Source organism: Verticiella sediminum, from assembly GCF_007558815.1.
GTDB classification, from domain to species: domain Bacteria; phylum Pseudomonadota; class Gammaproteobacteria; order Burkholderiales; family Burkholderiaceae_B; genus Verticiella; species Verticiella sediminum.
The window spans coordinates 1-19,369 of sequence record NZ_VLTJ01000012.1 but is presented as its reverse complement, the minus strand read 5'-3'; the positions used below and the strand labels follow the sequence as shown (position 1 = coordinate 19,369).

The following is a 19,369-nucleotide window of genomic DNA, read 5'->3' as shown; positions in this document are numbered from 1 at the left end:
ACGGCCTTGTCGAGCCGAGTACCGACGCTTTACTGAGCGGCGGCGTTGCCCATCAGTTCGTCGAAGGGCACGTCCTTGTCGGTGACCTTGGCCTTGTCCAGCACGTGCTGGACCACGTTGTCCTCGAGCACCACGGCCTCGACCTCGGCCAGGCGGCTGCGATCGGACAGGTAGTAGCGCACGACCTCCGCGGGCTGCTCGTAGTTCTTGGCGAACTCTTCGATCTTGGCGCGCACCTGGTCGGGCTTGGCCTGCAGGTTCTCCTTGCGCACGAGTTCCGAGACGATCAGCCCCAGGCGCACGCGGCGCTCGGATTCCGGTGCGAACGCGTCGGTCGGGATCGGCATGTCGTCGGCATTGGGCACGCCACGCTGGCGCAGCTCTTCGCGCGCGGCCTGCACGCGGTCCTGGGCATCCTTCTCGACCAGGGCCTTGGGCACGTCGAACTTGGCGGCTTCGGCCAGAGCGTTCATGACGCTGGCCTTGGTGCGCGCCTGGCTGCGGTTGGCGATTTCGCGCTCGAGGTTGGCGCGGATGTCGGCGCGCAGTTTCTCGACGTCGCCCTCGGCCTGGCCGAGCGACTTGGCGAACTCGGCGTCGACTTCGGGCAGCACGCCTTCGGCCACTTCCTTGATCGTGACCTCGAACTCGGCGGTCTTGCCGGCGACGTCGGGCGAGCCGTAGTCGTCCGGGAACTTGAGCGGGAAGGTCTTGCTTTCGCCGGCCTTCAGGCCGCGGGTGGCCTCCTCGAACTCGGGAAGCATGCGGCCCTGGCCGAGCACGAACGAGAAGCCTTCGGCGGTGCCGCCCTCGAACGCCACGCCGTCGATCTTGCCGGCGAAATCCAGCGTGACGCGATCGTTGTCTTCGGCGGCGCGACCCGCGCGCGGCTCGAAGCGGGTGCGCTGCTTGCGCAGGATGTCCACCGTGCGCTCGATCTCGGCGTCGCCGACCTCGGTATGCGCGCGTTCGACGTCCAGCGCCGACAGGTCGGGCAGCTCGACTTCGGGATACACCTCGAAGGTGGCGACGAACGTGATGGCGTCGCTCTGGGCCTCTTCGTCCTTGGGCTCGACGCGCGGCATGCCGGCCACGCGCAGATTGGCGTCGTTGACGGCCTTCTCGAAGGCGTCACCGACCTTGCCGTTGATGACATCCATACGGATGCCGGGCGCATGCGTGCGTTCGAGCATGGACATCGGCACCTTGCCCGGGCGGAAGCCGGGGGCGCGCGCGTTGCGCTGCGCCTTCTTCAGTTGCGCCTGGACTTCCTTTTCGACATCCGCCAGCGTGACGGCCAGTTCAACACGGCGCTCCAGGCCGGACAGTGTTTCAACCACAGGCTGCATGCAAAAACCTATATGAATGTTTGGAATGGAACCGCGCGTGCCCTGCGCGGCATTGGAAACGGCATGGCGCCCGAACGCCTTCGCCTTGGGGGCTGGCACGCGAAAGCCAGCGATGAGGATCGAATGGCACACGAACCGGCCCGGCCGGGCGAAAGGCCGCCGGACAACGACTAACGCGGCAGCATCGTCGCACGCGCCCTGCGCGCGACGCACACGCTGCCGCGAAACCTGACGCCTAGTATAAAACAAGCGCTACATGCAAGCCGGGCACGGCCCGGGGGAAAACCCGGCAACCGGCACGGCGGACAATACGGGCCGGTCACCGCCGGCGCGGCATCCTCCCCGAGGAAGGGGCGCGGCTCCTCATGCCGCTCGCGGACGCAGCAAGGCATAGAGCAATATGGCGCCGAATGTCGCCGTTCCAATGCCGTTGAGCGAAAAATCGCCGAAGGTGAGCGTGAAGTCGCCGGCGCCCAGCACCAGGGTGACGGCGGCGACGATGAGATTGCGGTTGTCGCTGAAGTCCACCCGGTTCTCCACCCAGATGCGGGCGCCCGCGACGGCGATCAGGCCGAACACGACGATCGACATACCGCCCAGCACCGGGCCGGGGATGGCGTGGATCAGCGCGCCGAACTTGGGCGAAAAGCCCAGCACGATGGCGATCAGGGCGGCGATCACGAAGATCAGCGTGGAGTAGATCCGGGTCACGGCCATCACGCCGATGTTCTCGGCGTAGGTGGTCACGCCCGTGCCGCCGACCGCGCCCGACACCATGGTGGCCACGCCGTCGCCCACGAAGGCGCGGCCGACGTAGGGATCCATGTCCTTGCCGGTCATGGCGGAAACCGCCTTGAGGTGGCCCAGGTTCTCGGCCACGAGAATGACCACCACCGGAACGATCAGCCCCATGGCACCCACGTCGAATACCGGCGCGGTGAAGGTGGGCAGGCCGAACCAGGCCGCGGCACGCATCGGCGCCAAATCGATCGGCACGCCCCAGCCCGCGAGATTGGTGCACAGGAAGTACACGATGCAGGCCAGGACGAGGCCGGCCAGGATCAGCAACCGCTGCAGCACGCCGCGGCTGAACACCGCCATGCCGCCCACGCAGAGGATGGTCATGATCGCCATCATGGCGTCGAAGGTGGAGCCGCCGGTCGCGCCGCGCACGGCGATCGGCGCCAGATGCAGCCCGATCACCGCGACCACGGCGCCGGTCACCACCGGCGGCATGAGCTTGTCGATCCAGTCCGACCCGCCGCCGGGGCGCGCGCTCTGGAACCAGACCAGCAGGCCGATCAGCGCGTAGACCAGACCGCAGACGATGATCGCGCCCAACGCCACGCCGATGTTGGGATTCGGCCCCTGGCCCGCATAGCCGGTCACGGCGACCACGCCCCCGATGAAGGCGAAGCTCGAGCCCAGGTAGCTCGGCACGCGCCCGCGCACGAACAGAAAGAAGATCAGCGTGCCCACGCCCGACATCAGGACGGCCACATTGGGATCGAAACCCATCAGCAAGGGAGCGAGCACGGTGGAGCCGAACATGGCGACGACGTGCTGGGCCCCCATGGCGACGCTCTGCCCCATCGGGGGGCGTTCGTCGGGCGCGATCACGCGGCCGGCGACGGGCTCGACCCGCTGCCAGCGCGGAAGAAAGGAATCGGACATGGCGATCTGAATCAGGATTATGGTTGTCGTTGGCCGGGCCGGCGTCCGCGGACACCGCCGGTGCGCATTATCGCCGCAGGACGATCGGCCCGTGCGACACTCGAAGCGCCTGGCTGCCGGGCGAGGATCGCGGCGGCCCGGCCGCCCTCCAGGGGCGAGCGCCCAGGCGCCGTACCGCCGCCGGGCACGCCGCATGCAAGCGCACGCCAACCCGTCACTCCAGGAGTTCTCCGATGAGGCAGAAGACGTTCACGGTTCCCGGCGCAGGCATCCGCTGCACCGCCAAACTCGAAGGCGAGACAGCGCGCACCGTACTCATCACGCGTGACGACCACCCTCAGACGCCGCTGCTGACACTGGACCCGGTCGATCACGAACTGGCGCACGTGCTGCAGGATCTGCCGGACGACGAATTCCTGGAACTGGCGATCACCCGCGCCCTGGACGACGGTCTGCTGCGCAAGGCCCTGGACTCGGGCGGGCCGGTCGTTGCGCTCCTGCGCCCCTGAGGCGCGAGGGATGCCGGCAGGCCCTAGCCCTGCGTCCGGAACGCAAGATCCTTGATCGCGCCGCCGTCGCGCGCCAGACGCAGCGCCTCCTCGGGCGGGATCTCGCGCACGGTTTCCCCGCTGTCGCTGTCGATGACGCGTATCACGACGCGACCGCTCGAGTCGTCGATCGAAAAACTCAAGTGGGTGGCCCAGGCGCGTGCGCTGCGGGCCAGCGCTTCCACGGTCTGTTCGAGCAGATTGCGCTCGTCCCCCAGGCCTGTTTTCACCGCGTCGGCGACCGCCGGTACGGCGCGGGTCGACACGGCCTCGGTGGACGGTGCGGCCGGCGTGATCGGGGTGGCGGCGAGCGGGTTCAGGGGCGCAACGGGCGTGATCGACATGATGGCTTCCTTGACGTACCGGGCGCGGCGATTCGAGAGCGCGCCCTTGTGCCGGTTAACGGAAGCCCGGAAGAAAACTTGTCGTGTCCGCGTGCGTGACGATTGGCGTAATACGCAAATCGCGGGGCCCCACGCCCGCAGGCCGCAGGCGCGTCAGCCGGATGCCAGGCCGAACTCGGCCCAGACGGCCTCGGTATGCTGGCCCAGCGCGGGCGCCGGGGCGCACGCCCCCCCGCCCTCGTGTCCCGGCGGCACCGGCCAGGGCAGCGCACCCAGGCCCGGCTGCTCGGCATACACGAATACCCCCGCGTGCCTGGCCTGCGGATGCTGCGGCAGATCCCGAACCGTGCGCACGCGCCCGCGCAACACATCGTGCTCGGCCAGCCGCTGCTCCCAGTAGGCGGCATCCTCGCCGCGCAGCCGTTCGGCCACCCGGGCGTTCAGTTCCCGGGCCCGCGCAATGCGCCCCGCGCTGTGCGCAAGGCCCGCGTCCGCCAGCCACTGCGTTTCGCCGAGCGCCTCGGCCATGCGGCGGAACATGCCGTCGTTGGCCACGCTGGTGTAGAGATGCGCGCCGTCGCGGGTCTCGAACAAGCCGCCCGGCGCATTGACCGCGGCCGCGCCCTCGGGATGCAGGTGCGCATCGAGAACGGGATACGCCTGCATAGCCGCGGCGGCCTGCAGCATGCTCACCTCGATGTGCCGCCCGCCGCCGCGCAGCGCCCGGCGCAGCAGTGCCATGAACACGCCCTGCGCGGCATGCATGCCGGTGACGATGTCCACCACGAACAGGCCCACCTTGTGCGGCCTGCCCGAGGCGTCGCGGTTCAGGTCCATGAGCCCGGTCTCGGCCTGGACCACGGTGTCCACGGCGGGCAGGCCGGCCGCGGGGCCGGTGCCGCCCCAGCCCGATATCGACACGTAGATCAGGTCGGGCCGGTCCTGCGCCAGGCTGGCGTAGTCCACGCCCAGCCGCTCGACGACGCCGGGCCGGAAGCTCTGCACCACGATGTCGGCCTCGCGCGCCAGCTTGCGCAACGCGGTGCGTCCGGCCGGTGTGCGCGTATCGATCACCGCGCTTTCCTTGCCCGCGTTGTAGGCGAGCGAGATCGCGCACTGGCCTGCACGCGCGCGGCCCATGTGGCGTGCCCAGTCGCCCTCGGGCGGTTCGACCTTGATCACGCGCGCGCCCTGCTGGCGCAACTGCATGGCGCAGCAGGGCCCGGCGATGCCCTGCGACAGATCGAGCACGGTCAGCCCCTCCAGTAGCGGGGCTTCGTGCCGTGCGTCCGTGGTTTGCATGCTGTCTCCTCGAGTAGGGTGCGCGCGGCGCAAAGCCGATCGAAGGTCGGGCGCGGCGCGAGGGCCGGTTCAGGCCGGCAGATCGACGACGACCTTGCCGATGGAGGCGCGGCCCATGACGGCGCCGATCGCCTGCGGCCACGCGTCGAAGGCATAGCGCTGCACGGTGGGCAGGGCGAGACGCCCGTCGCGCCAGGCTTGCAGCATGTCGGCGACCATGCCCTGCACCTGGGCCGCGTAGCGCGCGCGCTCGTCGGTGAGGCCCCAGCCGATGTAATAGCCATAGTTGAAACCGATCACCGCTACGTTCTTGACCAGCAGCAGATTGGCCGGCGCCTGCGGGATGCGCCCGCTCGCAAAGCCGATCACGAGCACGCGGGCATGGCTGGCCACGCAGCGCAGGGAAGCGTCGAAAACGTCGCCTCCGACCGGATCGAACACGATATCGGCGCCGCGCCCGCCGGTGGCCGCCTTCACGGCCGCAGGCAGGGCCGCCGCGTCGGCATCCAGCGCCACCTCGGCGCCGTGCGCCAGCGCCGCCTCGCGCTTGGCCGCCGTGCTCGCCACCGCCAGGACGCGCAGCCCCATGGCGCGCCCGCAGTGCACGGCGGCCATGCCCAGCGCCCCGCTCGCACCGTGCACCAGCAAGGTCTCGCCGGGTTGCGGCGCCGCGCGCCAGGCCAGCGCGGCCCACGCGGTCGGATAGGAGATCGCCATGCCCGCCGCCTCGGCGAGCGGCAGCGCGTCGGGCAAGGGATACACGGTCTCCTCGCGGACCACGGCTTCCTCGGCGAAGCCGCCCCAATCCAGCGCCGCGAACACCCGCTGCCCCGGCGAGAGGCGACGCACATCGGACGCAACTTCCAGCACCTCGCCCGCCACTTCGGTACCGGGAGAAAACGGCAGCGGCGGCTTGCGCTGGTACTTGCCGGCCACGAACAGGCTGAGGGCGAAGCCCACGCCGACGTGGCGCACCGCCAACCTCACCTCGCCCGGGCCGAGCGGGGCGCGGCGCACGCCCCGCACGCGCAATTCGCGCCAATCGCCGTACGCCTCGCAGCACAGGGCCTGGAAGTCATCCCCGGGAATCGCCAATCTGCTCATTGCCTTTCCATCGCTTGTCGTCGCGGGCCTTCAGCACAGCCCCGGGACATCGTCCCGCGGGATCGCCGGCCGGAGCCTGGCCGCTCTGTGCTCAACGGTTTTCGTCATTGCGGGCCCTGGATGCCCGCGCGCCGGATGATCTCACCCCACTTGGCGTAGTCCTCACGCAGGGTCTGCGCATACGCTTCGGGCGTGCTCACGACGGGGTCCAGGTTCAGATCGAGCAGTCTGCGCTGGATCTCCGGCCGCTGGCCGATTTCCGCCACCTTGGCCGATAGCGCCTGGACCCGGTCCCGCGGCACGCCGGCCGGGAACAGCAGGCCCATCCAGGCATCCGGCTCGAAACCCTGGTAGCCGGCCTCGGTGAAGGTGGGCACGTCCGGCAGCAGCGCGGAACGCTGCCCGCCGGTGATCGCCAGCGGAACGATGCGGCCGGCCTTGAGGTGCGGCATGGCGGTGCCGACCGCGATCATGCCGATCGTCACATGGCCACCGAGCATGTCGGTCGCCAGCGCCGTGCCGCCGTTGTAGGCGATGTGGCTCATGTCGAGGCCGGCCTGCTCGCGCAGCAGCTCGCCCAGGATGTGGCCGGTGGTGCCCGCGCCGTACGAACCGTAGGCGTAGGTGCCGGGCGCCGCCCGGACCTTGTCGACCAGTTCCTTGACGGTGCGCGCGGGAAAGTCGGGCGTGACCGCCAGGATGGTCGAGGAGAACGCGAGCTTGCTGATCGGCGCGAAATCCTCGATCGCGTCGTAATCCAGCTTGGGATAGAGATGCGGGTTCTGCACATGCACCGTGAACGTGAGCAGCGCCGTGTAGCCGTCCTTCGCGGCGCGCGCGACCTGACGCGTGCCGATGCTGCTGCTCGCCCCCGGCCGGTTCTCGACGATCACCGGTTGGCCCCAGGCGGCGGTGAGCTCCTGGCCGAACAGGCGGGCGACCGTATCGTTGACGGTGCCCGCCGGCGTGGGCACGACGATGACCAACGGCTGTTCGGGATAATCGGCCTGCGCGGCGCTCGAGCCCAGCGCCAGCGCCGAGGCCAGGCACAGCCCCGCCAGCGGGCGGAAGAAAGCGGAACCCAGCATGGTGTCTCCTCCGGCCGGATCTGCGCCGGCCTGTCTGCGATCGTGGCGTCCGGCAGGGCCGGATGCCCGGCCCTTGCGCCAGTGCAGGCAGTGTAGGAGCCGGCGCTGCGGCCAGGCATTCCATGCGCTACGCTAGACATTCCCATCTGGAATAGAGCGTCTCGCATGCGCCCCGAAGACCTGCAGGCCTTCCTCGTCATCCTGGAACACGGCAACCTGGGCCACGCGGCGCAGGTCTGCGGCGTCAGCCAGTCGGCGCTGTCCAAGACCGTGGCGCGCCTGGAGCAGGCGGCCGGCCTCGCCCTCCTCGAACGGACGGCGCGCGGCGTCGCGCCGTCCGCCGCCGGCCTGCGTCTGGCCGAGCATGCGCGCCGCGTCACCGTCGCCATGCGCGAGCTGGCGTGCGACATGCACGAGCAGCGGATCGGGCGCGCCGGCCAGGTGCGCCTGGGCGTCATCCCGCACCTGATGTCCGGCCTGGTGTCGCCCTTGCTCGCCAGCTTCTTCGGCAGCCGACCGCTCGCCACTTTCTCGATCGAGACCCACCTGAGCGCGCGCCTGCTGCGCATGCTGGACAACGGCGAGGTCGATCTGGTGCTGGCGGCGCGGCCGGACAACACCGTCGACGGGTTCGATTGCGCCGCCCTGCCGCCGCTGGTGATCCAGATCGTCGCCAGCGCGCGCCATCCTCGACTGCACCGCCTGGCTCGCCTGGACGACTTGATCGAGGAGCGCTGGGCGGTGCCTTCGGCATCGGTGCTGCGCTTGCGCCTGGAGACGCACCTGGCCCAGGCCGGACTGCCGCCGCCCCAGGTCGCCGTCGAGAGCTCGGCCTCGCCCACCGGCTTCGCCGAGCTGCTGCGCTCGACCGAACTGATCGGCATCATGCCGCAGCGCGCCCTGCGCCAGACCGTGGGCCAAGGGCTGAGCGCGCTGGATTTCGCGGGATCGAACTGGTCCCACGAACTGGCCGTGTACTGGCGGCGCGACGGCGTGCTCGGGCCGATGGCGCGCGACTTTCGCGATGCGCTGCTGGAGCAGGCGCACGCGCTGCCCGCCTGACGCCAGTCAGCGCGGCAGCCGCACGCGCAGGAACTCGCGCGGCCGGTAGCCCTCGTCCAGCGCCGCGAGCGCAGTCGCGTCCGGCAGGCGCGCAAGCGCCTCGGCCGCCTCGGCGAGCTGGGCCGGGCTCATCGCACCGACGATGAGGCCGTCCACACCGGGTTGCGCCAGCACCCAGGCCAGCGCAAGCTGCGCCGGCGTCATGCCGAGCTGCGCCGCGAGTGCCGCCAGCCGCGCCGGCATCTGCCCACCCGCCGCGCCGTACAGGCGATCGCCCTTGGCGTCGGTGGACAGGCGCACGGCATTGTCCGCCTGCGCCTGCCCGAGCAGCCGCCCGCGGGCGAGCGGGCTGTAGGCCAGCACACCGACATCATGCGCCCGGCACCAGGGCACCGTTTCGACGAGTTCCTCGCGGTACAGCAGGTTGATCTGCAGTTGCGCGCTGGCAAAGCCCCGTCCCCCCGCCGCCGCGGCCTGGGCCAACTGCGCGGCGTCCAGGTTCGAGCAGCCGTAGGCGCGGATCAGCCCGCGCTCGCGCAGCGCCTCCAGCGCACCCAGCGTGTCCGCGATCGGCACCTGCTCGTCCCAGGTGTGGATCTGGTAGAGATCCAGATAGTCGGTATGGAGACGGCGCAGCGTGCCTTCCAACTGGCGCCGGATCTCGGCCGGCGCCAGGCCGATGCCGCCCAGCGTGGGCAGCCCGACTTTGCTCGCCAGCACGACGTTCTCCCGGGCGGCATGCTCGCGCACGAGCCGGCCCAACATGCGTTCGCTCTCGCCGTCCGAATAGCTGTTCGAGGTGTCGAAGAAGTTCACACCGTGACCCAGCGCCGCGCAGAAGACCTCGCGTGCCTGCGCCAGGTCGAGCACCCAGGGTGCCCACGCCGTGGCGCCGAAGGACATCATGCCGAGGCAAAGCCGGGACACCCGGAGCTGGCCACCCAGCGTTGCGGTCTGCATGGCCGGCCTCCCCTTACTGCAGCTCGACGCCGCTGGCCTCGACCATGTCGGCCCAGCGCTTGATCTCCTGCCGATGGAAATCCTCGAACTGCGCCACCGGCTGGTACCAGACTTCGAAGCCGGCGGCCTCGAGACGGCTCTTCACGTCGGGCATGGCCATGATCCGCTCCAGCTCGGCGCTCCACTTTTCCACGACCGGGCGCGGCGTGCCCGCCGGGGCGAAGACGCCGATCCAGCTATCGGCCGACAGCGTCTCGCGGCCGAGTTCGCCCAGGGTCGCGACGTTCGGCGCCTGAACCTCGCGCTCCTCGCCCGAAATCGCCAGCCCGCGCAGCCTGCCGGCGGTCATGTAGGTGACCGCACTGGCGTAGCTCGCCGTCATGAAGTCCACGTGGCCTGCCAGCAGATCGGTGATCGCCCCCGCCGCGCCCTGGTAGGGAACGTGCGTGCAGTCCATGCCCTCCTGCGCACACAGCGTGCCGCTCACCAGGTGGGACGAGGAGCCCATGCTGGACGACGCGTAGTTCAAGGCCTTCTGCTTGCCGCCGGCCACCAGGGCGTCCAGCGTCTCGTACGGCGAATCGGCGGGCACCACGATGGCGTGCCGGGTGCGCGTCAGCATCGCGATGGGCTGGACGTCCTTGGTCAGATCGAACTGCGCCTTCGGGAACAGGGCCGCGTTGGTGGCGTGCGTCTGGTTGTTGCCGATCGTGATGGTGTAGCCGTCGGCCGCGGCGCGCACACCGGCCGCCGTGCCGATCATGCCGGAGGCGCCGCCCATGTTCTCCACGACCACGGTGCTACCCCAAGCCTCGCCCAGCTTGGCCCCGATCAGGCGGGCCACCACGTCGGTGGTGCCGCCCGCGGGAAACGGGACGATCATGCGTATCGGCTTGCTGGGATAGTCGGATTCGGCGGCGCCGGCAGACCAGGGCGCAATCATCCCCGCGCCGAGAATGGCGGTCACTGCAAGCATACGGAAGGAAGTCATGGCATCGATCCTAAATAGGTGAAGACCGCAGAGAGAGATCGCCGGCGCGGACCACGGCGGCCGCGCCGGCGGGAAAGCATCAGACTTGAGGCGGGTTGGCGAACCACGGGAATGCCTCGCCCAGCCACGCGGGCGGCGCAACGCCGATCGCGTGCGCGAGGCTCCACAGGCTGCAGAGATTGGAGGACAGGATGGGAACGCTCTTGCGCGGGCCCGCGGCCACGATGGCCTGCAGCGTGGGCATGCCCGTGCCCGAGAGCAGCACGGCGCCGTCCGGGTGGGCGTGCACCGCGACCAGCCGCTCGGCGACCTGCTCCGGCGTCAACTGGTAGGCGACCAGCTCGTCGGCGAACTTCTCGATGTGATCGACCTGCACGCCGGCGCTCTTCCAGTAGCCGACGGCAAGCTGCGTCAGCCAGTCCGGATACGGCGACACCATGCTGATGCGCCGGATGCCGAGGTGGCGCAGCGCGTTGGCCAGCGCCACGCTGGCCGTCTCCACCGGAGCCCCGAAAGCCTCGGACAGGCTGTCGCACAGGCGGCGGTCGGCATCGTGGCCGATCCGGTACTGCGAGCCGGTGAGCGCGATCGCCACGCCATCCAGCTTGAGCGAGCCGAAGCCGCTCAGGCTGGGGGCGTAGCTCTCGAGATAGGCGCGGTTGCGCGCTTCGAGATCGCCCGCGATCACGGGCAGGCGCATGCAATGCAGCGCCGCTTCGGCCGGCAGCAAGGCCGGATACTCGAACTCGACGGTCGGGTTGGCCGGCGGCACGAGAGCGCCGATACGATGCCGCGGCTGGCCCAGGCTAGGCAGGTGGGTCATGAGGGTGTGTCCTCGCGTGTCAGAGGGTGGCGGGCAGGCGGCGGGCCAGCTCGGGCGCCATGTCGAGCATGGCGGTGCGGCGCAGGAAGGCGAGCCGCTCCTGCGGATCGGCCAGGATGCGCTGGACGTTCTCGAGCCAGCTCACCTGGGCGCTGACCATGGCGTCCGTGCGCGGCAGCAGTTGCTGCGTGGCGACGTCGCGGCGGGCATCGGCGGCCGCGTCGAGCAGCGTCTGGTCGTTCTCGCGGAACGCCCGGACCATGGCGCCGGCGATGGCATAGGCGTCGTGGATGCCGCAGTTCATGTTCATGCCGCCGCGGGTGTTGGACAGGTGCGTGGCGTCGCCGGCGAGATAGATGCGGCCATTGCGAAACGCGGGAGCGGCGTAGCGGCTGGCGGAATACACGTCCATGCCCAGAATGTTCGGCAGCCCGGCCAGATCGGGCACCAGTTGGCGCAGCCGGCCGAGCACCCACCCGGACGTCTGCGCCCTCTCGAGCGCGACCTCGGCCGGCACGCGCAGGATGATGCGCCAGCAGTCCGGCATGCGCAGGAAGCTGGCCGAGGCCGCGCCGTTGACGAGATAGCTGATAGGGCGCAGGCCGGGTATCAGGCGGTCCAGGCTCTCGTCGGTGAGCACGCGCAGCACGGCGCCCGGATACGGCTGGGCGTCGAATGCGATACCGGCGGCCTGGCGCACCTGGCTGTGCGCCCCGTCGGTGCCCAGCAGATAGTCCGCGGCGATGTCGCGCGTGCCGGCGGCGTCCTGCACCGTGACCACGACCCCGCCCGGCACGTTGCGCGCGTCGACCAAGCCGGTCTCGAAGCAGACCTGCGCGTTCGGCAGGGCCTGCAGTTGCGCCAGCAGCATGGGCGTGACGCGCGACTGCTCCAGGTGCAGGCGGAACGGATAGTCGGTGACGGCCTCCAGCTCGCGCAGCGCGATCTCGCCAATGATGCCCAGCTCGGTGGTGCGGTACTGGATGTGATCGACCTGCAGGCCTTGCTCGCGCATGGCCTGCAGCACGCCCAGGTGGTCCAGCACGGCCAATGTCGGTGCATGGAAGGTGGAGGCCTTGGACGCCTGGTTCAGCGTGGCCCGCTTCTCCAGCAAGGTGACGCGCAAACCGGCGCGTGCCAGCAGCAATGCCGCCGTGAGCCCGACCGGGCCCGCGCCGGCGACGATGACGTGATGGTTCTGCATATGAGCCTTCCAGGCCGCAGCCGGCCCGCGTTGAAAAGTATTAGGTATGATACATAATACTTTTCGAGCGGTCATCGGTCGTCGGCGAAATTTTTCACGCTGACGCCAGTACCGCGCTTGGCCGGTACGCGCGGGCTTCGGCCGGCGGCAAGGAACGGGTGCCGGAGGCAAGCGGCTGGCCTCCCAGGGTGGAACGGGAGATTCTTACCAGATCGTCATCGATACTTTCCAGGTACGAAAATGGCTCGCGGGCAGCGTGCTCGGCAAGAAGGTGGGCAAGCAGTTTCCGGACAAACCGCAGTGCATCGTGCCGAGCATTGTGCAGCTCGAATTGTCGAAGTGGCTGGTGCGCGAAGTGGGCGAGAGCCAAGCCGACCAGGTGATCGCCTACACGCAGAAGTGCGTCGTCGTGCCCCTGGACACCGCCATCGCACTGCTCGCCGCGGACCTGCACCGCGAGCACAAGCTGGCCGCCGCCGACGCTGTCGTCTACGCGACGGCGCGCCGCCAGAGCGCGGAACTGCTCACTTGCGATGCCCATTTCGAGGGCCTGCCCGACGTGGCGCTGTTCGCCAAGACTGCTTGAGAGCGCGAAGCGAGCCTCAGCTCTCGACCTGCGACCAGCGTGGCGCGTCGCCCTGGTCGGTGCGCGACAGGTTCACCCGGTACTCGTAGCGGTCGGGCCGGTAGAGCTCGTTGAGCAGTTCGATCGGGCGGCCTTCGGCGTTGCGATAGACGCGCGTCAGGCTGATGAGCGCGGTGCCGGACGCGACGTCCAGCGCCTCGGCCACCTCCAGCTCGGCGGGGGCCGCGCTGAGCCACTGCTCCGCCTGGGTGGCCATCGCCCCTGCCCGTTCGAGCGCGGTGGACACCGGGGTATTGCCCAGCGTGTCGCGATCCAGCAGCCCGGCCTCGGGCTCGGGCACATAACAGGTCGTGAACGAGAACGGCGAGGTGGCATCGCGCCGGATGCGCACGATGCACAGCCCCTCGGCGCCGGTGCTCGACTGTAGCTGCAAGGCGGCATCCGCCGGCAGCGGCATGCGCTCGAAACGCAGCAGCGTGGTGCTGGTGCGCGCCTGGAAATGGGCGATGTTCTCGATCAGCCCGCCGAAGCTCGTGCGCCGATTCCTTTCGGTGGGCCGGCGCGCGAAGGTGCCGCGACCGCGCTGGCGTACCACCAGGCCATCGGCCTCGAGGATTTCCAGCGCCTTGCGCAAGGTGACCCTGGATACCTGGAAGCGCGCCGCGAACTCGGCCTCCGTCGGCAGGGGCGTGTGCTCGTCGTACTCGCCCTCGCGGATGTGCTGCAGCAACAGCCGGTAGACCCTGTAGTAGAGCGGCACGTAGTCGGCCATCTGGCGCGCAGAGGGCTTGGTCTTCTTGTGGCTTCGGCTTCTCGGGATCACGGCGGGCGTGCATCCGCGCCGAGGCCCGGATGCGAGGGAGTGTTGCTGGAGCCCGCCATGATAGCCAAGTTCGACCGACTGGTCAGCGCGCCTGGCGTGTCGCGCACCTGCGTTCCGGCTGAAGCGCCGCCCACGCGCTGCGCCCGGGCGGCTCGCTCGCCGGAGGACGAAGGCCGCTACCCCTAGCGACGCACGAACGGGTTGGGGATGTTCGTCTCCATGGACAGCCAGACGCTCTTGATCTCCATGTATTCGCGCATGCCGGCAATGCCGCACTCGCGCCCCACCCCGCTCATCTTGAAACCGCCGAAGGGCGAGGTGACGCTGGTCGAACGGTAGTTGTTGATCCAGACGGTGCCGGCGCGCACCTTGCCCGCCATGCGCAGGGCGCGCGGCATGGATTCGGTCCAGACACCCGCCGCCAGGCCGAACTCGATGTCGTTGGCAATCGCGATGGCCTCGGCCTCGTCCTTGAACTTGATCACCGACAGGATGGGCCCGAACACCTCTTCCTGCGCGATGCGCATGCGGTTGTTCACGTCGGCGAAGATGGTCGGCTGGAAGAACAGGCCCTTGGGGCAGTCCGGCACCTCGGCGCGCTGCCCGCCCGCGACCAGGCGCGCGCCGTCCTCCTTGGCGATCGCCACATAGGATTCCACCTTGCGCAGTTGCGGCTCGGTCGAGATGGGCGCGACCTGGGTGTCCGGATCGGCCGGATGGCCGAAGCGCACGTTCTTCGCGATCTCGACCAGGCGCGCCAGGAACTCGTCGTGGATGCTTTCCTGGAGCAGCAGGCGCGAACCGGCCACGCAGGTCTGGCCTGAGGCCGCGAAGATGCCGGCGACCGCGCCCTTGAGCGCGTTGTCCAGGTCGGCATCCTCGAACACGATGTTCGGCGACTTGCCGCCCAGTTCCAGGGTGACCCGCTTCATGTGGCGCGCGGCCTGCTCGTTGATGCGCTGGCCGGCCTCGGGGCCGCCCGTGAAGGCAATGCGCGCGACCAGCGGATGGCCGACCAGGGCCTCGCCGACCTCGGCGCCCAGGCCGGTCACCACGTTGACCACGCCCTTGGGCACGCCGGCGAGCTGAAAGAGCTTCATGAGTTCCAGCAGCGAGGCCGAGGTGAACTCCGAAGGCTTGAGCACCACCGTGTTGCCGGCCGCCAGGCCCGGCGCGATCTTCATGCTGGCCAGCGGCAGCGGCGAGTTCCACGGCGTGATGCACGCCACCACGCCGAGCGGTTCGTAGACCGTGTAGTTGAAGACGCCGGCCTTGTCGGTGGGCACCACGGTGCCCTCGATCTTGTCGGCCAGCCCACCGTAGTAGTAATAGTAGTTGGCCATGTAGCGCATCTGCATGGACAGCTCGGCCGACAGCTTGCCGTTGTCGCGCTGCTCCACGTGCGCCAGCCATTCCGCGTGCTCGGTGACCAGATCGCCGATACGGCGCAGTACGGCGCCACGCTGGCTGGGATTCATCGCCGCCCACTCGCCGCCCTCGAAGGCGCGCTGCGCCGCGCGCACGGCGGCGTCGACGTCATCGCGCGTGCCGCGCGCGATCGTGGCCCACTGTTCGCCCGATACCGGATCCACCGTCGGCAGGCGCTCGCCGGCGGCCGGTGTGAACTCGCCGTCGATGAACTGCGTATAGACAAGCTGCCCGGCCGCATCCACGGGCTGCGCGGCAAGCTTGGGAAATTCCTGGATGAACGCGTGGGTCTCGATTCGTTGCATGGATTGCCTGATGCAGTGACGGAAAACAAGGAACAGCCGCGCGGAACGCGGCTACGGGCAAGGCGGCCGCAGCGGCTGCATGAGCGCCTCGCATTCCTCGGCGTCGAGGTCGCGGGCGATCACCACGATCACGCCGAGCAGTTCGCCCGGGGCCGCACCCTCGTGCGGCCGGGGCGGTGAGAACAGATGGCGCACGCCATGCACGACGTGCGGTACGTCGCCCGCGATGGGCAGGATGCCCTTGACGCGCAGCAGGCGGTCGCCCGCTGCGCGCTGCATGCCGCGCACCCAGGCGGCGTACTGCGCCCATGACACGGGCGCGTCCACGCGCATGACGTGCGAGGCGATGCCATAGCGCAGCACGTGCGCCAGGCGGCCGGCGGGCTGGGCGGGCGCCAACCCGCGCACGGCGGGCAGGTGGTGCTCGGGCGCGGCGCCGAAGAACGCCGACGGATCGGGCAGTTCGCCGTGGGCGGCGCGCAACAGCGGCACCTGGGGCAGGCGTTCGGCGAGGCGCTGCGCGACCGCATCCGCGGCCTGCGGCTCGAGCTCGTCGGTCTTGGTGAGGATGACCAGGTCGGCCACCGCGAGCTGGGTCGCGGCAGCCTCGAACTCGTCGAGCGTGGCCAGGCCGTGCTGCACGTCCACGGTGGTGACCACGCCGGCGAGCCGGTAGTGGCGCGCGACGGATGCGTCGGCGTAGAGCGAGTTGATGAGCGGAGCCGGATCGGCCAGGCCCGAAGTTTCCACCACAACACGCGCGAACGGCGGCAGCTCGCCGCGCAGGCGCCGGTAGTACAGCGACTCCAGCGTCTCCTGCAGCGAGTTGTTGCTCGCGCAGCACAGGCAGCCCGAGTCGAGCATCACCACGTCGTCCTCGTCGGCCTTGCCCATGAGGGCATGGTCCAGCCCTACGTCACCGAACTCGTTGATGATGACCGCGGTGTCGGCAAAGGCAGGCGAGCGCACGAGCCAGGACAGCAGCGTGGTCTTGCCGCTGCCCAGAAAACCCGTGAGCAGATGGACCGGCGTGGTGGTCTCGGCCATCGCGGATCAGCCCTGCGCAGCCTGGCGCACCGGCAGTTCGCGCAGATACGTGGCGACTTCGTCGGTCGGGATCACGTCCGCGTACTTGCAGTTCAGGTCGAACAGGCTCATGGCATGGCTGGACTGAAAGCGGTCGAATGCGCACTCTTCCGGGATCACGACCTTGAAGTTGAAGGAATAGGCATCCACGGTGGTCGCGCGCAGGCAGCCCGACGAGGTGCAGCCCACCAGGATCAGCGTGTCCACGTCCAGGAAGTTCAGATGGCTCATGAACGTGGTGCCGAAAAAGCACGAGGGCTTCTGCTTGGTGATGCGGATGTCCTGCGGGCGCGGGGCCAGCGGCGCCACGGTCTGCGTCGCATGCGTCTCGGCCAGCACCGTCTTCTCGCCGCCGCGGTGGTTCTTGCCCACCTGCACGCCGGAATCCAGCAGGTCGGGACGGCGCGCGCTCTCGGTGTAGAAGACCGGCAGGTTCTTCTCGCGGGCCAGTTCGAGCAGCGGCACGATGTGCTCGACCGCCTTCCAGGCCTCCTCGCCGCAGTGCGTGCGGTACTGCTGCAGGCCTTCGAGGATGTCCTCGGGCTTGTCGCCGCAGAAGTTGTACTGCACGTCGATGATGAACAGCGCCGGGCGCGTGCCGAAGCCGCCGCGCTTGCCGTAGCCGGCCTGCGCCAGCACCTTCTGGTCGCGCTCGGTGAGGAAATCGTCCCAGATGCGTTTCTTGGTCGTCATGATGGTCCCGTGTGAGTTTGGATTCAAAGCCGGCGCAGATAGCGGCCGCCCGGCTCGCGTCGTGCGTCTTCGGTAATCTTGCCGTCCAGGGCAACGGTGCGCCCGCGCACCAGCGTGCGCACCGGCCAGCCCTTCAACGTCATGCCCTCGTAAGGCGAGTAGTCGGCGTAGGACTCGAGCACGGCCGCGTCGACCGTCTTCTCCAGATCCAGGTCGACGACGACCAGGTCGGCGTCCTTGCCCACCTCGATGCCGCCCTTGCTCGGCATGTTGTAGCTCTGCGCCGCGTTGCCCGAGGCCACCTGCATCAGGCGCTCCAGCGGCACGCCGCGGCGGTGATAGCCCTCGTGCAGCAGGATCGGCAGGATCATGCCGGTGCCCGGAAAGCCGTTGCTCGCGCTCCAGATGTCCTTGTCCTTGGTGCTGCGCTTGCGCGGCACGTGGTCCGAGCCGATGGTCGTCACCGAGCCGTCCAGCACGCCTTCCCACATCGCCTCCACGTCGGCCTGTCCGCGTACGGGCGGATTGACCTTGGCGTAGGGGCCGGCCGGGCTCTCGTCGTTCAGGAAGAGATAGTGCGGGCAGGTCTCGACGTGGATCGGCGGGCGCCCCGGGGTGCGGCGATGGCGGCGGACTTCGTCCAGCGCTTCCTTGCTGCTCAGGTGCACGATGTTGACGGTCGCGCCGGTCTTGCCCGCGAAGTAGCACACTCGGTGCACGTTCTCGGCCTCGAGGAAGTCGGGGCTCTGTTCGTTCCAGGCCTTCAGATCGTCGCGCCCGGCCGCGCGCAGCGGATCGCGCAGCAAGGGGATGACTTCGACGTTCTCGCAATGCACGCCCAGCACCGCGCCGGGAATCGCCGCGGCTTCGCGCAGGGCCGCGTAGAGCAGGCCGTCGTCGATGTCGGTGAAGCCCTTGGCCAGGCCGGCGGCGCCCTTGTACATCATGTAGAGCTTGTACGAGGACACCCCGAACTTCTCGGAGATCTCGCGCAGCGTCTCCACGTGCAGGTGGCTGGTCAGGCCGAAGTGAAAGCCGAAATCGATGCAGCTCTGCGACACGGCGCGATCGTGGGCCTCGGCGAACGAATCGCGGATGTCCTTGGAACGGTGAAACGACAGCACCGAGGTGGTGCCGCCCAGCGCCGCGTTGCGCGACTCGGTCTCGAAGTCGGTCTCGGGCGAGCCGAAGCCGAAGTGCACGTGCGGATCGATCACGCCGGGCAGCACGACGCGCCCTTCGCAATCGATGGTCTCGCGCGCGTCCAGCGCCTCGGCCTCGTCGGCGATGACGGCGATGCGCCCCGCACGCACGCCGATCCGGCCGGGCACGAGGCCGCGCTGCGGCAGAAGGATGCGGGCGTTCTTGAGAACGAGATCCAGGGTCATGGTGTGGATTCCTGAGGGTCGGCCGCGGTGTCCTGGTCCGCGGCAAGGAAGGACTTGAGTACGCTGGCGGGAATGCCGCCCTCGCACATGAGCTGGCGCTCGGCCTGGGTGAGCACCTGGGCGAGAACCTGGAATTGCACGGTGCGGCCCGCCGCTTCGGCCACCACGTCGATCGGGCTGGCGTCGAGCACGCCGGCGCGCACGCCGGTGAAGCGGTACTGCTCTTCGCCGGTGAGGCCGAGCTGGCGCCAGCCCTGCCCCGGCAGGAAGGCCAGGGGCAGCACGCCCATGCCGACCAGATTGGCGCGATGGATGCGCTCGAAGGATTCGGCGAGCACTGCCTTCACGCCGAGCAGGGCGGAGCCTTTCGCGGCCCAGTCGCGGCTGCTGCCGGTGCCGTACTCCGCACCCGCGAGGATCAGCGCGCCCACGCCGTCGGCCTGGTATTGCATGGCGGCCTCGTGGATGGTGCACTCGCGCCCATCCGGGAAGTGGCGCGTGTAGCCGCCCTCGCGCCCCGGCACGAGCAGGTTCTTGATGCGGATGTTCGCGAAGGTGGCGCGCGTCATGACCTCGTGGTTGCCGCGCCGCGCGACATAGGTATTGAAGTC

At 69.4% G+C, this 19,369-nt stretch carries 19 protein-coding genes and 1 pseudogene; 4 read left to right on the top strand and 16 right to left on the bottom strand.

Features of this window, described 5'->3' with window-relative positions; translation table 11 throughout:
- Positions 1 to 29 precede the first annotated feature (29 nt).
- The gene (gene tig, locus FOZ76_RS07690) at positions 30 to 1,349 is read right to left on the bottom strand and encodes a trigger factor (RefSeq protein WP_143947565.1); all 1,320 of its coding nucleotides are present in this window, start codon (positions 1,347 to 1,349) and stop codon (positions 30 to 32) included.
- 363 nt (positions 1,350 to 1,712) lie between these two features.
- On the bottom strand, positions 1,713 to 3,023 hold the full coding sequence (locus FOZ76_RS07685; RefSeq protein WP_143947564.1) for a solute carrier family 23 protein: 1,311 nt from the start codon (positions 3,021 to 3,023) through the stop codon (positions 1,713 to 1,715).
- 233 nt (positions 3,024 to 3,256) lie between these two features.
- Between FOZ76_RS07685 and FOZ76_RS07680 the strand changes: the two genes are divergently transcribed.
- On the top strand, positions 3,257 to 3,532 hold the full coding sequence (locus FOZ76_RS07680; RefSeq protein WP_143947563.1) for a hypothetical protein: 276 nt from the start codon (positions 3,257 to 3,259) through the stop codon (positions 3,530 to 3,532).
- A 23-nt stretch (positions 3,533 to 3,555) separates the two neighbouring features.
- Here the strand turns inward: FOZ76_RS07680 and FOZ76_RS07675 are convergent, their stop codons facing one another.
- The 4 genes from FOZ76_RS07675 to FOZ76_RS07660 all read right to left on the bottom strand — a co-directional run bounded on the left by FOZ76_RS07675 (position 3,556) and on the right by FOZ76_RS07660 (position 7,409).
- Positions 3,556 to 3,915, bottom strand: coding sequence for a flagellar protein FlaG (locus FOZ76_RS07675; protein ID WP_143947562.1), 360 nt, complete (start codon positions 3,913 to 3,915; stop codon positions 3,556 to 3,558).
- Positions 3,916 to 4,068: 153 nt separating this feature from the next.
- Positions 4,069 to 5,217 carry a CaiB/BaiF CoA transferase family protein gene (locus FOZ76_RS07670; RefSeq protein WP_143947561.1) on the bottom strand — a complete coding sequence of 383 codons (1,149 nt, stop codon included), beginning with the start codon at positions 5,215 to 5,217 and terminating at the stop codon, positions 4,069 to 4,071.
- A gap of 69 nt (positions 5,218 to 5,286) precedes the next feature.
- On the bottom strand, positions 5,287 to 6,321 hold the full coding sequence (locus FOZ76_RS07665) for an NADPH:quinone oxidoreductase family protein (RefSeq protein WP_143947560.1): 1,035 nt from the start codon (positions 6,319 to 6,321) through the stop codon (positions 5,287 to 5,289).
- Between the two features lie 104 nt (positions 6,322 to 6,425).
- Positions 6,426 to 7,409, bottom strand: coding sequence for a Bug family tripartite tricarboxylate transporter substrate binding protein (locus tag FOZ76_RS07660; RefSeq protein WP_143947559.1), 984 nt, complete (start codon positions 7,407 to 7,409; stop codon positions 6,426 to 6,428).
- 165 nt (positions 7,410 to 7,574) lie between these two features.
- On the opposite strand from FOZ76_RS07660, the gene FOZ76_RS07655 reads away from it, so the two are divergent.
- Positions 7,575 to 8,471, top strand: coding sequence for a LysR family transcriptional regulator (locus tag FOZ76_RS07655; protein ID WP_143947558.1), 897 nt, complete (start codon positions 7,575 to 7,577; stop codon positions 8,469 to 8,471).
- A 6-nt stretch (positions 8,472 to 8,477) separates the two neighbouring features.
- On the opposite strand, the gene FOZ76_RS07650 is transcribed toward FOZ76_RS07655, so the two are convergent.
- The 4 genes from FOZ76_RS07650 to FOZ76_RS07635 form a co-directional block, all read right to left on the bottom strand.
- Positions 8,478 to 9,431, bottom strand: a complete 954-nt coding sequence (locus tag FOZ76_RS07650) for an aldo/keto reductase (protein WP_143947557.1) — start codon at positions 9,429 to 9,431, stop codon at positions 8,478 to 8,480.
- A 13-nt stretch (positions 9,432 to 9,444) separates the two neighbouring features.
- Positions 9,445 to 10,422, bottom strand: coding sequence for a Bug family tripartite tricarboxylate transporter substrate binding protein (locus FOZ76_RS07645; protein ID WP_143947556.1), 978 nt, complete (start codon positions 10,420 to 10,422; stop codon positions 9,445 to 9,447).
- 79 nt (positions 10,423 to 10,501) lie between these two features.
- Positions 10,502 to 11,245, bottom strand: coding sequence for a maleate cis-trans isomerase family protein (locus tag FOZ76_RS07640; protein WP_143947555.1), 744 nt, complete (start codon positions 11,243 to 11,245; stop codon positions 10,502 to 10,504).
- Between the two features lie 19 nt (positions 11,246 to 11,264).
- The gene (locus FOZ76_RS07635; protein WP_170235334.1) at positions 11,265 to 12,449 is read right to left on the bottom strand and encodes an FAD-dependent oxidoreductase; all 1,185 of its coding nucleotides are present in this window, start codon (positions 12,447 to 12,449) and stop codon (positions 11,265 to 11,267) included.
- A gap of 175 nt (positions 12,450 to 12,624) precedes the next feature.
- Here FOZ76_RS07635 and FOZ76_RS07630 point away from each other — a divergent pair, with 175 nt between their 5' ends.
- Complete coding sequence (locus FOZ76_RS07630) at positions 12,625 to 13,035, top strand: type II toxin-antitoxin system VapC family toxin (protein ID WP_342781869.1); 411 nt, start codon at positions 12,625 to 12,627, stop codon at positions 13,033 to 13,035.
- Positions 13,036 to 13,051: 16 nt separating this feature from the next.
- Here FOZ76_RS07630 and FOZ76_RS07625 read toward each other — a convergent pair whose 3' ends face one another.
- Positions 13,052 to 13,858 (bottom strand): GntR family transcriptional regulator, encoded by an 807-nt coding sequence (locus tag FOZ76_RS07625; protein WP_143947552.1) that lies wholly within the window; start codon positions 13,856 to 13,858, stop codon positions 13,052 to 13,054.
- Positions 13,859 to 13,915: 57 nt separating this feature from the next.
- Between FOZ76_RS07625 and FOZ76_RS28145 the strand changes: the two genes are divergently transcribed.
- Positions 13,916 to 14,044 (top strand): hypothetical protein, encoded by a 129-nt coding sequence (locus FOZ76_RS28145; RefSeq protein ID WP_281282963.1) that lies wholly within the window; start codon positions 13,916 to 13,918, stop codon positions 14,042 to 14,044.
- On the opposite strand, the gene FOZ76_RS07620 is transcribed toward FOZ76_RS28145, so the two are convergent.
- The 5 genes and pseudogenes from FOZ76_RS07620 to FOZ76_RS07600 all read right to left on the bottom strand — a co-directional run.
- Positions 14,041 to 15,591, bottom strand: a complete 1,551-nt coding sequence (locus tag FOZ76_RS07620; protein WP_143947551.1) for an aldehyde dehydrogenase — start codon at positions 15,589 to 15,591, stop codon at positions 14,041 to 14,043. The two genes, FOZ76_RS28145 and FOZ76_RS07620, sit on opposite strands and share 4 nt — an antisense overlap.
- A 51-nt stretch (positions 15,592 to 15,642) precedes the next feature.
- Positions 15,643 to 16,638, bottom strand: a complete 996-nt coding sequence (locus tag FOZ76_RS07615; RefSeq protein ID WP_143947550.1) for a CobW family GTP-binding protein — start codon at positions 16,636 to 16,638, stop codon at positions 15,643 to 15,645.
- Between the two features lie 6 nt (positions 16,639 to 16,644).
- Positions 16,645 to 17,370 (bottom strand): isochorismatase family protein, encoded by a 726-nt coding sequence (locus FOZ76_RS07610; protein ID WP_143947549.1) that lies wholly within the window; start codon positions 17,368 to 17,370, stop codon positions 16,645 to 16,647.
- A gap of 23 nt (positions 17,371 to 17,393) precedes the next feature.
- Positions 17,394 to 18,758, bottom strand: coding sequence for a dihydroorotase (locus tag FOZ76_RS07605; protein WP_143947548.1), 1,365 nt, complete (start codon positions 18,756 to 18,758; stop codon positions 17,394 to 17,396).
- Positions 18,755 to 19,369, bottom strand: a pseudogene (locus FOZ76_RS07600) (aconitate hydratase); the annotation flags it as partial. The pseudogene FOZ76_RS07600 and the gene FOZ76_RS07605, both read right to left, overlap by 4 nt.